We start from the raw sequence: 13,395 nt of genomic DNA on the forward strand, positions 1-13,395 counted from the left end.
GTCGTGTTCGCCTCTAATGGATGGAGCTCATTGTGAAGATCGTCGCCATCTGTGGCGCGGGCATCGGAACCTCTGGCATTCTCAAGGTGAACGCTGAACGCGCCCTCGCGCGGCTCGATCTCGAAGCCGAGGTCACTGCGAGCGACCTGGCAAGCGTTGCAACTGCGGCTGCTGACGCGCAGGTGATCCTCACCTCGCCGGAGTTCGTCGATGCGATCGGCAAGACCAACGCCGACGTCATCGTGGTGCAGAACTACTTCGACGTCGACGAGTTGACGGCGAAGCTCGAAGCGGCGCTCGGCTGACGCTTCGCGCCTGCGTTCGTCAGTGCGTTCGTCAGTGCGTTCGCAGCGACGTCGCCAAGTCTGACTCGATCCTCGCCGCGGTGGCCAGCAGGGGTGCCAGGTAGGCTTCACGGACGGAATCGCTCGTGCCTGACGCCGCCGCCGTAGAAACGTTGACGGCCGCAACCACTGTGCCCGCAGCATCCCGGATCGGAGCAGCGATCGAGCGGAGCCCCTGTTCCAGTTCCTGGTCGACCACAACCCAGCCCTGCTCGCGAACGTGGTCGAGTTCCGCGATCAGCGCGCTCTCTGAGACGACGGTGCGCTCCGTGAGTGCCTGAAGCTTCACTTCGTGCAGGTAGTCCGCGAGCTCGGCTTCTGACAGTCCGGCCAGCAGGACGCGGCCCATCGACGTGGCGTACGCGGGCAGGCGGGTTCCGAGGTTGATTCCCACCGACATGATCCGGTGGGTTCGTACGCGCACGATGTACACGATGTCTGAACCGTCGAGGATCGCGGCAGACGTCGACTGCCCGATGGAGTGCGAGAGGTCTTCGAGGTGCGGTTGCGCGATCTCGGGCAGAGTGAGCCCCGAGAGGTAGCTGAAGCCGAGCTCGAGAACCTTGGCGGTGAGGGCGAACGTCTTGCCGTCGGTCCGAACGTAGCCGAGCTCGATGAGAGTCATCAGGAAACGCCTGCTGGTTGCGCGACTGAGGCCAGTGCCACGCGCGATATCGCTGAGGGTGAGCAGGGGGTTGTCGCCGTCGAACACCCGGATGACCGACAGCCCCCGCGCGAGAGACTGAACGAACCCGCTGCTGGGCCCCGGCAACTCGGTTTCGCCGGCAAGGTTCTGGCTTGGCTCACTCACGCGAACGGCGCTCTGTTCGAAGCCGCGCCGTCATGACACCAGCTCGCGCATTCCGGTTTCGAGCGCTGACAGCCGGGCGGCGACCGAGGCCTTTCGCTCGTGGAGTGTGCCTGAGTCGCTCGAGACGTCGATGTACACCTTGAGTTTCGGCTCGGTTCCACTCGGCCGAACCATGATGCGTGAACCGTCGACAGTGCGAATCCGCAGGATGTCGCTCGCCGGCAGCTCAGCAGAGCCGTGGGAGAGGTCTTCGATGCTCGCCACTGCAATGCCGCCGATCACGCTCGGTGGCGTTGTGCGCAGCTGCAGCATGAGTGCCCCGATGCGACTCAGATCGGTCACCCTCAGCGAGATCTGGGCAGAGCCGAAGTGCCCGAACTTCTCACTGAAGTTGTCGAGCTGGTCGGCGATCGTGAAGCCGTCGACGGCGAGGTCGCTGGCGAGGGACAGGAACGCCACGGCGGCAGAGATGCCGTCTTTGTCGCGCACGGTCTCAGGGTTCACCAGATACCCGAGTGCTTCTTCGTAGCCGAAGATCAGCCCGGGTACGCGCGAGACCCACTTGAAACCTGTGAGCGTCTCGCGGAACCGAAGTCCGTATGCGGCTGCAACGGCGGCCAGTGCAGGGGAGGAGACGACCGAGCAGGCGAGGGTTGCCGGGGCCCCAGCCCCACTCGTATCGACCGGTCCCGCAGAGTCGTCGGCGGTCGCGGCGAACTGTTCTGCCGCACGCCAGCCGAGCAGTGCGCCGACCTCGTTGCCTGTGAGGCGGCGATACCCTTCGGGGCTGTCTGCATCGGGAATGGCGATCCCCAGCCTGTCGGCGTCGGGATCGTTCGCGATGATGAGGTGAGCGCCCTCCGTGCGAGCCGTCGCGTACGCGAGATCGAGCGCTCCCGGTTCCTCGGGATTCGGGAACACGACCGTCGGGAAGGCCGGGTCGGGGTGGATCTGGGCCTCGACGACATCGGGTTCGATGAACCCCGCACGCCCGAGTACAGCGGCGAAGGTCTGCCAGCCAACGCCATGCATGGCTGTGTACACGACGCGGGGCTGCGCACCGATCTCCGAGGCGGGCAACCACCCGACGGCAGCGGTCTTGGCGACATACGCGTCGATCAGTGTCTCTGGCGCGATCTCGTACTCGCTCGAGCGTGCAAGTTCTGGCACGGTCAGCTCGCGGGCCACCCGCAGGATGTGAGCCGAGATCTCCTCGTCAGACGGCGAGACGATCTGCGACCCCTCGTCGGCACCGCCCAGGTAGACCTTGTAGCCGTTGTCGAGGGGCGGGTTGTGAGAGGCGGTGACCATGACCCCTGCGCTCAGCCCGAGCTCGCGCACGGCGAAGGCGACGAGCGGGGTCGGCAGCATGCGAGGCAGGAGCACGGCCCGTACGCCCGCGCCGGCGAAGATCTCGGCCGAGTCGGTTGCAAAGACCCGAGAATTCTTGCGACCGTCATAGCCGATGACCACCGACGGGATTTCACCGTCGTCGGCCTTCTCGAGAAGGTGAGCCGCAATACCCGCAGCGGCCTGGCTCACCAACACGCGGTTCATGCGGTTCGAACCGGCCGCGATGGCGCCCCGCAGCCCCGCTGTTCCGAACGGCAGACGCGTGTCGAACCGGTCGTGAAGCTCGGCGATCGACGTCTCGCCGCCACCTGTGGCATCGGCGATCAGCGCAATCAGCTCAGCACGGGTCTCTTCGTCAGGATCCTGGGCGAGCCAGGCTGAGGCGCGGCCGAGGAGTTCGAAGACGTCAGCGTCGGGTGAAGAGGTTGCGCCGTGCCCTGCGGCCTCAGTCACAGTGCCGCCACGATTCGCGCCAGAAGCGCGCTGATCACGGTCTCAGCCTGCTGGCCTGCCTCGATGACTTCGGCGTGCGAGAGCGGCGTCGGTGAGATTCCGGCGGCGAGATTGGTGATGAGTGACATTCCGAGCACCTCCATTCCGGCCTCGCGGGCCGCAATCGCCTCGAGGGCCGTCGACATGCCGACGATGTGCCCACCGATGGCTTTCGCCATCTGCACTTCGGCCGGAGTCTCGTAGTGCGGCCCGCGGAACTGCGTGTACACGCCCTCGTCGAGTGAATCATCCACCGACCGGGCCAGGTCGCGCAAGCGGCGGGAGTAGAGGTCGGTGAGGTCGATGAAGGTTGCGCCTTCAAGGGGAGAGTCGGCGGTGAGGTTGATGTGGTCGCTGATGAGCACAGGGGTGCCCGGGCTCCAGGTCTCGCGGATGCCCCCTGCGCCGTTGGTCAGGATCATGACCGACGCGCCTGCTGCAGCGGCGGTTCGCACGCTGTGCACCACGCGGCGAACGCCGTGACCCTCGTAGTAGTGGGTGCGAGCGCCGATGACCAGCGCGTGCTTGCCGCTCGGCAGGCGAACGGACCGGATCGACCCGACGTGCCCGACAACCGCGGGAGCGCCGAACCCCACGATCTCGGTGGCGGGGATGGTGGCGATGGTCTCACCGATCAGGTCGGCGGCCTTCGACCACCCGCTGCCCAGTGTCAGGGCGATGTCGTGCCGGTCGACACCGGTGCGCTCGGCGATCTGGCCCGCCGCCTCGCGGGCGATCTCGAACGGGCTGAGCTCAGGGTTGTCGAGGGGGTTACCGGCTGCGGTGCTTGTGGCTTCAGAAGACATTCCCCTACTTTAGAGGTCGCGTTACGAGGTGGCATCTACTACGCGGGTCTGTGTTCGTGATCGGCGGCTGCACGCTGGGCAGTTTGGCCGGGCACCCTGTGCTGCGGGAGAATAGCCACCATGGCCTATGAATTCGAGCGCAAGCAGAGAATCACCGTTCTGGGGGGCGGCCCAGGAGGCTATGAAGCGGCTATCGCCGGTGCCCAGCTCGGTGCAGAAGTAACCCTCGTCGAACGTGTCGGGGTGGGCGGCGCGGCCGTGCTGACTGACGTCGTTCCCTCGAAGACTCTCATCGCGACCGCCGAGGCTGCCAGTGCCATCGGCGAAGCGGCCGACCTCGGGGTGCAGTTCTTCAGTCGCACCGACGCGGGCCGCCCGGTGCGCCCCGACGTGGCCGTGAACATCGCCGCCGTGAACAAGAGGCTGCTCGGGCTGGCGCGCCAGCAGTCCGAAGACATGAAGTCCACGCTGATCCGCTCCGGCGTGCGCATCGTTCAGGGTGAGGGGCGAATGGATGGCCGCGACGCCGTCATCGTCTCGACGAACAAAGGCCCTGACGGCATCGATTTCGACCGAATCGAAGGCGACACCATCGTGGTGTCGGTGGGGGCGAGCCCGAGGCTCCTCACCAGTGCGATGCCCGACGGCGAGCGCATCTTCACCTGGACGCAGTTGTACTCGCTGCAGTCGATTCCCGAGCACCTGATCGTCGTCGGGTCGGGTGTCACAGGAGCGGAGTTCGCCTCGGCCTATACCGCCCTCGGCGCCAAGGTCACCCTGATCTCCAGCCGCGACCAGGTCCTGCCCGGTGAAGACGCCGACGCAGCCGCCGTCATCGAGAACGTCTTCCGGCGGAACGGCATGACCGTGCTCTCCAAATCCCGGGCCGACTCTGTGGTGCGCACGGAGAACGGCGTCGTTGCAACGCTCAGCGACGGTCGCACGGTTGAGGGCAGCCACTGCCTGATGGCGGTCGGCGCCATTCCGAACACCGCAGACATCGGCCTCGAAGAAGCCGGCGTACAGCTCACTGAATCGGGTCACATCCGCGTCAACAGGGTTGCGCGCACGAGTGTGCCGAATGTCTACGCGGCCGGGGACTGCACGACCTTCCTGCCACTGGCATCCGTCGCCTCGATGCAGGGGCGCACCGCGGTGTTCCATGCCATGGGCGACGCCGTCAACCCGACCGAGATCCGCAACGTCGCCTCCAACATCTTCACCCAGCCCGAGATCGCCACCGTCGGCTGGACGCAGCGGCAGATCGAAGAGGGGCTCGCGCAGGGCGACATCTACAAGCTGCCGCTGAGTGAGAACCCGCGCGCCAAGATGATGGGCATCAAAGACGGCTTCGTGAAGCTGTTCGCACGCACCGGTTCGGGTACCGTGATCGGCGGCGTCGTGGTGGCTCCGAAGGCGAGCGAGCTGATCTTCCCGATCGCGCTGGCCGTCGAGCACCGGTTGACGGTCGACCAGGTGTCACGTGCTTTCACGGTCTACCCTTCGCTCACCGGGTCGATCACTGACGCAGCGCGGGCGATGCACATCGTTCTCTGACTTGTTCACAGGTCTCTGACTCGTTCACACGTCTCGGGATGGTTCGAAGTTATCCACAGGCGCAGAGTCAACCGTGTTCTCTGAGTTATTCTCTCTTTCAGTAGACGAACCCCAACCCGGCGGTTCATCCCGAAGGAGAGGTTCGAACGATGTCGAGAACGGTGCCGCGCCCCCGCAGTGTCGCGACTGTAGTGACCGGTCGATGGAGAACCCGGTCGCAGACTGGCTTGCCCCTGCGGCGGCCCGGCCAGCGGCCCGGCCGCTCGTCGGTGAACTCGGCGGTTGCCGCAGCGGTCGCCTCCCTCGCGGCCGTCGGCGTCATCGTCGGAAGCGTTCTTGTCGGCGAAGCGACCGCCGCACAGGCGACCCCTGTGGTTACTGGCACCTTCGCGAGTCTCGCCCCGGGTTCCCGCCCGAGTGCCATCGCGCTCGGTGACGACGGCAGCGTGTTCACCGCAGACAGTGGCCGAGACGCTGTCTCGAAGGTCAGCCCCGCCGGCATCACCGATCCGGCCTTTCATGGTTGGCTCCCGCTTGGTGCACTTCCGTCGACGCTGGTCTATTCGAAGGGTGCACTGCTCGTCACGAGCCCGCTGCTCGACAAGCTCTGGATGATCGATGCCAGCTCTGGCGAGATCAACACCTCGTTCGACGCTGCCCTGGGTCTCAGCTTCGACGGACGGCACCCCTCAGCGGTCGCGGCCGATGCCACCGGCACCATCTACGTGCTCGCTGCAGACGACCAGCGGGTAGTCGCGGTCTCGCGGGCGGGGGCCGTGCTCGCCGAATATTCGCTGGATCCGGCTGCCGGCACTCAGGCCCTGGTGTTCGGCGACGACGGCTCACTGTTCACCGCCAACCCTGGCGACGGCACCATTTCGCGCATCGTGTTCGATCACGCCGGCCACGGTGTGGTCGAGCCCGCCTGGGCGACGGCCGGGCCCGGAGTGCGACCGCAGGCGCTCGCTTTCGACCACCACGGCTACCTCTACTCCGTGAGTTCGGCCCACGAGACGGTGTCGAAGTTCGACACGCGCCTACCGCCGGGCCTGAATCTCGCTGCAGAGTACGATCTGTCGGGCTCGTACCCCCTCGGAATCGCCAGTGACGCACTGGGCAACGTCTATACGAGCAATGTCGGTGACGACACCATCTCGCTGTTCGCCGCCGATGGGAGCCCCGCGGCGACTGTAGCGACACTCCCCGGTACTCCCGACGCCGAATCCGTTGTCGCCGACACCAGAGGTTCCCTCTTCACCGCAAACTTCTCGGCCAACAGCATCAGCCGTGTCGAGCTCGCGCCGAAACTGACATCATCACCGCCGCCCGGCACCGGCCAGGTCGGAGCGCCGTACGCGTCGGCCGCGCCCACAACGTCGGGCCTCGATCCGACCGGCTTCACGGTCTCCGGCACTCTGCCGTTCGGGTTGCGACTCGACCCTGTCACTGGGGTGATCTCCGGAACTCCGACAACGGCGGCGACGTTCGACTTCGATCTGATCGCGACGAACTCCGTCGGCCGCTCAGGCCCCCAGCACGTGTCACTGACCATCGCGCCGGTGACGGGGAGCACCGGCTGCTGGTACTCGCCCCTTCCCTGCGGCCTCTGACGCACGGGTCCACCGCGATTTCGAGAATCCTGCACTCTCTAAGGAAGGGATGTCGACGCGTGTCAGACGTCGAGCAGGTCGCGAATGTCATCGGCAGTGAGGGCCGAGCTGAAGACGGCGTCGTCGTCCATCACGGTATCGAAGAGCTTGGCCTTCTGCTCCTTGAGGGCCATGACCTTCTCCTCGATGGTTCCACCAGCGACCAGGCGATAGACGTTCACGCTCTTGGATTGCCCGATGCGGTGCGTCCGGTCGATCGCCTGCGACTCTGTCGCGGGGTTCCACCACGGATCGAGCAGGAACACATAGTCGGCCTCGGTGAGATTCAGACCGAATCCGCCGGCCTTCAGGCTGATGAGGAAGACCGGCGCCGTGCCGGTCTTGAACCGGGCGATGACGTCGGCACGCTTCGTTGTCGAACCGTCGAGGTACTCGTACGCGATTCCGGCGGCCGCCATCCTCGTCGCGGCCTTGCCGAGGAACGAGGTGAACTGGCTGAAGATGAGCGCCCGGTGACCCTCGACGATCACGTCGTCGAGCTGTTCGAAGAGCGCATCGAGCTTGCTCGACGGAATGTGACTGTACTTCTCATCGATGAGCGACGCGTCGAGGCTGAGCATGCGCAGCAGGGTCAGCGATCGGAAGACGATGAAACGATTGCGATCGAGGTCTTCGACGAGTCCGAGCAGCTTCTGCCGTTCACGCTGGAAGAACGTGTCGTAGAGTGCGCGATGGGCGGGGGCGAGCGCGATCTGCAGCACCTGCTCTTGCTTGGCCGGCAATTCCGGAGCCACGAGCTCCTTCGTGCGGCGCATGAGCAACGGCCTGATGCGGCGGCGGAGCTTCGGCAACAACTCGTCCCCCTGTGCGCGCTCGATCGGGCGCACATAGCCCTCAGTGAACTTCTGTGCAGAGGGGAAGAGCCCGGGCGCAACCACGGCGAACAACGACCACAGTTCCATCAGGTTGTTCTCCAACGGAGTGCCGGTGATCGCCAGCTTGAAGGGGGCATCGAAGTCCGTGGCGCACCGGTGGATCTTCGAGGTGTGGTTCTTGATGAACTGCGCCTCGTCAAGGATCAGCCCCGACCACTCCAGTGCCTGGTAGACCTCGAAGTCCAGGCGGAAGAGGGCATAGCTTGTGACCACGACGTCTGCGCCGGCAGCCAGTTCGGCGAGCGGAAGGCGCCCCTTCGACTGCGTCGTCGTCACACCACGAACCTCCAGCCCGGGGGTGAAACGGGTTGCCTCGGCGACCCAGTTCGAGACGACAGACGTCGGCGCGACAACGAGGAAGGGCGGCCGGGCATCCGGTGCGGGTGGCGGCTGCGACAAGCTGACTCCTGGCGTGCCCGATCCGAGCGCGGGAAGAGTCGGCGTTCGAGCATGCGCGATGAGCGTAAGCGTCTGCAGGGTCTTGCCGAGCCCCATGTCGTCGGCCAGCACACCCCCGAGCCCGTGTTCGTGCAGAAACGCGAGCCACTGGAATCCTTCCTGTTGGTAGGGCCGCAGCGTCGCCTGCACCGACAGGGGCACCGGCACTGGGCGGATGCTCGTGACTTCGTTGAGCCCCGACACCGCCGCCCGCCAGGCCACTGCCTGGACGGTCTCGTCGGCGAGCTCTTCGAGATCGGCCCAGAGGCTCGCCTGGTACCGGCTGATGCGCGTGCCCGTCTCCCATTCGTCGAGGGAGTTCGCTTCGGTGAGCAGCTCGCGCAGGCGGTCGAATGCAGGGTGCTCGAGCGAGAGGTAGGTCTTGTCGACCATGAGCAGCTTCTTCTCGCCGCGCGAGAGCGCCTTGAACAGCGGCCCGAACGGAATCTGGTACCCACCCATGTTGACGATGATGCCGAGATCGAACCAGTCGCGCTTGTCGCTCTCGACGGTGGTGATCGTCATTTCGGGCTCGCCGGTGAGCTCGCGGTAGTCCGGTCGCTTGCCCACCACGTCGACCCGAACGCCGTCGACTGCCTCGATCGACGGCAGCGTCTTCTCGGTGAAGACGGCTGCTTCATAGCCCTGCAGAACAAGGCTCGAGTTGAGCGGCACGGCTGGGTCGAAGAACTCCTCGGGGTCGGCTTCGGCGGTGAACGCACCGGCCACGCGGGCGAGAATGGCCTGCTCGGCGCGGGTGTCGCGAGACTCCGAGCCGTGCCCGGCAGCCGCCTCGTCGCCCTCGTCGTCCCCGGCATGAAGCGGGAGTCGCGTCGGCTTGCGATCGCCGCCGTACTGCCAGGCCCAATCGAGAGCGAGTACATTCTTCGGCCTGAATCTCGCCGTCAACACCAGCAGGGGCGGCTCGATCTCCGGCAGCACGATCGTCGCATCCGAACTCGTCACGTCGACTGCACGGCGGAGGGTCGGGTAGAAGTCCTCGAGAAACTCGGCCACCTCGGCGGCGGGCACAACGATGTCGGATGCCCGGCGAAGCATGGCCCGCACCTCGGCGCTGAGCCCGCCCCCGAGACCGCCGCTCGGCCCAGCATCCGCGCCGGAAAGAGCGCCCGCGAGCGGCGCGAGTCTCACCGTGGGCAGCGGCGCGAGCTCGAAGACGTAGAGCCCGTGGTCACCGATCGAGCCGGCGCCCGTGCTGCCGTGCGAACCGACTCCCGCGGCTCTGTTCGAGCTGTCGCCCTCTGCCGGGGAGCCCACGACCGACGCCGCGTTCTTTCGGGCTGCCCCGACCGAGCCGGAAGTTGTGGCTGTTGCGGCACGCTGGTCGGCTCTGGCTGCCGCACCCGCCCCTTCACTCGACGTTGCGTCTGCCGCAGCGCGTGTCGCCGCGCCGCCGGTACCGGCAGGCTGTGCCGCACCGAAGACGACGACCGGCGTGAGCTGCAGGTCGCCCGACGGCAGGGTCACGGCCTCGAGGCGCACCGAGGCAAGGGGTGAGACGGTGATCGAAGCGTTCTTGCGGGTGCCGAGCATCCGGATGCCCAGCCGCTCGGCCTCGAACAGAAGCTGCCACAGCAGGGGGCTCTCGAAGTCGTCGAGGTATACCCAGTCGGTGTCGTGGCCGGTGAAGAGCTCCCTGGTGGCGCGGTGCACGGCGGCGAACTGGGAGAACCAGCGGTGATGGGCGGGCTCCAGGCCCAGCCGGTTGATCTGGTGCGAGAAGGAGGTCCAGGTGACATTCGCTTTGATGTAGCTGCCCGTCGGCGTCTGCACTACCGGGCGCACCCCAAGCCGTCGCCGGGGGAGGGCGTGCGTGTCATCGGCCTGACCAGGCGCTTTGGCCGGCCGGGAGACGGGCCCGCGCCACTGCTCGGTCGTGCGGGGAACGATTTCTCGAATCTCGAACTGCAACCCCATGCGGGTCGGCTGTGCAGGGCGGCCCCTGGTCGACCGGGCAGTGCGCGCCTTCGAGGCGTGCTCGGGAGCATCAGATCCAGTGGATACTCCGGTGAGTCGCCCCACCACGCTTCGCCAGTCGGTGGGGTCTGCTTCGCGGGCCGGCGCCGCCGGCAGGCTCGCAGCACTGGGATACCACTGCTCCATTGCTGACCCCGAAGACGAGCCGGAACCTGACCCGGAACCCGAGCCGTAGGGTGACCCGAGCACTGCTCCGGACTCATCGAACGAACCCTCGCCATCGAACGGCTCGACGCCGGGCATCCTGTGGCCCCCCGGCGGTCGCCCTGCGACCCGGTCGGTGGGCAGAGTCACTTCATCATCTGCGCTGAGGCCTGTCCGCGCATCCGGAGCACCGAAGTCCCCGGCGGCTGCACGCTCGCGCAGATGTTCCGCATTGCTTGCCAGCAGCATGGCCGCAACGTGCTTGCAGTCGTACTGCACCGGGCAGGTGCACGTTCCGTCCCGGGCGGTGAAGCGCCCGGTGGCCGGCGCAGCGGCCAGGGACACCCTGCATCGGTACGGCACCACGTGGGTGCCCCGCACTCGGGCCGAGAGTTCCCCGTTGGCAGGGTCCCAGGTGAGATCGGTCAGCGCCGGAGCCCGCGAGTACGCCCTGGCCCGGTCGAACGACATCCGCCCGACGAGCCGAACAATGTCTGCGACATCGACGAACGGATGCTCGGCCTCAGACATACGTCAATGATCGCAGGCTCCGCGGCCGATGGGGCCCGTCTGGAGGACCCGCCTGCTCCGCGAACTGCCCGCCACCCCGAGCATCCCGCGAGATGACGGGACACGCCCGGGGCGACCTTGACGAAGGGTGTGTCGCGTCAGTTCGGTGCGGCAATTCCTGGCACAAGGCCGCACCACGCCTGAAGCGGGTACGGCAGCCGGGCTCGGACTTCGGGGGTTCAGGCCGCGTGATCGGCGATCTCGAGGAGGCGGTGACCCGACGACACCGTTGTGCCCACGGTGGCGTCGATCGAGCCGATCACCCCGTCTTTGTGTGCCTGGATGGGCTGCTCCATCTTCATGGCCTCGAGCACGACGATGAGGTCGCCCTTGACGACCTTGTCGCCCTCTGAAACAGCGACCTTCACGATCGTCGCCTGCATGGGGGCCTTGACCGCGTTGCCGGTGGCAGAGTGACGACCCGCTGCGCCGCCCGCACGTCGCCGGGGGGCCGGGCCGAGAGTGGGCCCGAAACCGGCACCCGCGCTGCCGCCGGACGCCGCGTTCAGCAGCCTGTCGGGGAGCACCACCTCGATGCGCTTGCCATCGACCTCGACGACGACAGTACTGCGGGTCTGGGCGGGAGTGTCGCGTTCGAGGGAGCCGCTCCACGGTTCGATCGTGTTGTCGAAGTCGGTCTCGATCCAGCGGGTGTAGATGCTGAAGGGTTGGCCAGCATCCGGAGCGAATGCCGGGTCGATCACGATCGCCCGGTGGAAGGGCAGCACGGTCGGGAGACCGGCGACCTCGAACTCGTCGAGAGCGCGGCGCGAGCGCTCAAGGGCCTCTTCGCGCGTGGCACCGGTGACGATGAGCTTGGCGAGCAGCGAGTCGAATGACCCGGAGATGACGTCGCCGGCCTGAACGCCGGAATCGACGCGAACGCCGGGGCCACCGGGCGCCTTGAAGACGTGGACGGGCCCGGGGCTCGGCAGGAAGCCTCGGCCGGCATCTTCACCGTTGATGCGGAATTCGAAGGAGTGCCCGCGGGGCGCAGGGTCGTCGTACCCGAGGATGCCGCCCTCTGCGAGACGGAACTGTTCGCGAACCAGGTCGATGCCGGTGACTTCTTCAGACACCGGATGCTCGACCTGAAGACGCGTGTTCACCTCGAGGAACGACACCGTTCCATCGACGGCTACGAGAAACTCGCAGGTGCCGGCGCCGACGTAGCCGACCTCTTTCAGGATCGCCTTCGAGGCGCGGTAGAGCTCGGCATTCTGCGCGTCGCTGAGGAACGGCGCCGGGGCCTCTTCGACGAGCTTCTGGTGCCGACGCTGCAGCGAGCAGTCGCGTGTCGACACGACGACGACGTTGCCGTGGGCGTCGGCCAGGCACTGGGTCTCGACGTGCCGGGGGCGGTCGAGGTACTTCTCGACGAAACACTCGCCGCGGCCGAAGGCGGCGATCGCCTCGCGTGTTGCGGACTCGAACAGCTCGGGGATCTCCTCGACGGTGCGGGCGACCTTCAACCCACGACCTCCGCCGCCGAATGCCGCCTTGATGGCGACCGGCAGGCCGTGCAGGGCGACGAAATCGAGCACTTCGCCGGCACCGGAGACGGGGTCGATGGTGCCGGGCGCCAGCGGTGCGCCGACACGCTCAGCGATGTGGCGCGCTGAGACCTTGTCGCCGAGCAGTTCGATGGCGTCGGGAGAGGGGCCGATCCAGATCAGGCCCGCGTCGAGGACGGCCTGGGCGAAGCTCGCGTTCTCGGCGAGAAAGCCGTAGCCCGGGTGCACGGCGTCTGCGCCGCTCCTCTTGGCGATCGACAGGATCTTCTCGATGACGAGGTACGTCTCGGCACTCGTTGAGCCGTCGAGTGCGTAGGCCTCATCGGCAAGCTGTACGTGCAGCGCGTCGCGATCCTGGTCGGCATAGACAGCGACAGAGGCGATCGACGAGTCGCGCGCTGCCCTGATCACCCGCACTGCGATCTCGCCGCGGTTCGCAATCACAACTTTAGAAATTCGGGGCATAGTCCCTTAGCCTATTCGCGAACCCGCCCGCCGCTTTGGCATGTGCCCACAAAGTTGGATGCCCGGCGGGTGCGGGACCCTACAAAGCGTCGGCCCATCCAGCCTTCTGCCTCGAGCGTCAAGCTCGGGCCGCGCACGAGATCGAGTGGCCGCAACACGTCCGTTTGCGGGCTGTTGGCATCCGCGCGGCACGGGGTGCGCGAAAGCGTCCCCAAGAACGCGACTTCAGGGACGGTTGCGCGCAGCCAGCGCAGGCGACCCGGGCGAAACCGAGTCCAGGGGGTACGGGGTGCGCCAAAACGTCCCTGAGAACGCGACTTCAGGGACGGTTGCGCGCACCCAGCGCAGGCGACCCGGG

Annotated in this window: 9 protein-coding genes and 1 pseudogene; 4 read left to right on the forward strand and 6 right to left on the reverse strand. The window is 66.7% G+C overall.

Going from position 1 to position 13,395, the window contains the following annotated elements; translation table 11 throughout:
- Window positions 1-32: 32 nt before the first annotated feature.
- Entirely contained in the window at window positions 33-305 is a 273-nt protein-coding gene (locus tag KPL76_RS06530) for a PTS sugar transporter subunit IIB (protein WP_216336164.1), read from the forward strand.
- Window positions 306-336: 31 nt separating this feature from the next.
- Here KPL76_RS06530 and KPL76_RS06535 read toward each other — a convergent pair whose 3' ends face one another.
- From KPL76_RS06535 to KPL76_RS06545, 3 genes are read right to left on the reverse strand one after another with little or no spacing between them, the layout of a single operon-like run.
- Entirely contained in the window at window positions 337-1,155 is an 819-nt protein-coding gene (locus KPL76_RS06535) for an IclR family transcriptional regulator C-terminal domain-containing protein (RefSeq protein WP_216335647.1), read from the reverse strand.
- 30 nt (window positions 1,156-1,185) lie between these two features.
- The gene (locus KPL76_RS06540) at window positions 1,186-2,961 is read right to left on the reverse strand and encodes a phospho-sugar mutase (protein ID WP_216335648.1); all 1,776 of its coding nucleotides are present in this window, start codon (window positions 2,959-2,961) and stop codon (window positions 1,186-1,188) included.
- Complete coding sequence (locus KPL76_RS06545) at window positions 2,958-3,806, reverse strand: purine-nucleoside phosphorylase (protein WP_216335649.1); 849 nt, start codon at window positions 3,804-3,806, stop codon at window positions 2,958-2,960. Before KPL76_RS06545 ends, KPL76_RS06540 begins: the two co-directional genes overlap by 4 nt.
- Before the next feature lie 120 nt (window positions 3,807-3,926).
- Here KPL76_RS06545 and KPL76_RS06550 point away from each other — a divergent pair, with 120 nt between their 5' ends.
- Both KPL76_RS06550 and KPL76_RS06555 read left to right on the forward strand, forming a co-directional pair.
- Window positions 3,927-5,363: an NAD(P)H-quinone dehydrogenase gene (locus KPL76_RS06550; RefSeq protein WP_216335650.1), complete on the forward strand. Its 1,437-nt coding sequence runs from the start codon at window positions 3,927-3,929 to the stop codon at window positions 5,361-5,363.
- A gap of 149 nt (window positions 5,364-5,512) precedes the next feature.
- A complete protein-coding gene (locus KPL76_RS06555) occupies window positions 5,513-6,973 on the forward strand; it encodes a putative Ig domain-containing protein (protein WP_216335651.1) in 1,461 nt (486 codons plus the stop codon).
- A gap of 62 nt (window positions 6,974-7,035) precedes the next feature.
- Here KPL76_RS06555 and KPL76_RS06560 read toward each other — a convergent pair whose 3' ends face one another.
- On the reverse strand, window positions 7,036-9,900 hold the full coding sequence (locus KPL76_RS06560; protein ID WP_371733951.1) for a DEAD/DEAH box helicase: 2,865 nt from the start codon (window positions 9,898-9,900) through the stop codon (window positions 7,036-7,038).
- Between the two features lie 4 nt (window positions 9,901-9,904).
- On the opposite strand from KPL76_RS06560, the gene KPL76_RS14955 reads away from it, so the two are divergent.
- Window positions 9,905-10,048 (forward strand): CxxxxCH/CxxCH domain-containing protein, encoded by a 144-nt coding sequence (locus tag KPL76_RS14955; RefSeq protein WP_371733952.1) that lies wholly within the window; start codon window positions 9,905-9,907, stop codon window positions 10,046-10,048.
- Between the two features lie 680 nt (window positions 10,049-10,728).
- Here the strand turns inward: KPL76_RS14955 and KPL76_RS14960 are convergent.
- Window positions 10,729-11,019: pseudogene (locus KPL76_RS14960) on the reverse strand (SWIM zinc finger domain-containing protein); the annotation flags it as partial.
- A gap of 218 nt (window positions 11,020-11,237) precedes the next feature.
- The gene (locus KPL76_RS06565; RefSeq protein ID WP_216335653.1) at window positions 11,238-13,037 is read right to left on the reverse strand and encodes a biotin carboxylase N-terminal domain-containing protein; all 1,800 of its coding nucleotides are present in this window, start codon (window positions 13,035-13,037) and stop codon (window positions 11,238-11,240) included.
- Window positions 13,038-13,395: the final 358 nt, after the last annotated feature.

This window comes from Subtercola sp. PAMC28395 (assembly GCF_018889995.1).
GTDB lineage: Bacteria > Actinomycetota > Actinomycetes > Actinomycetales > Microbacteriaceae > Subtercola.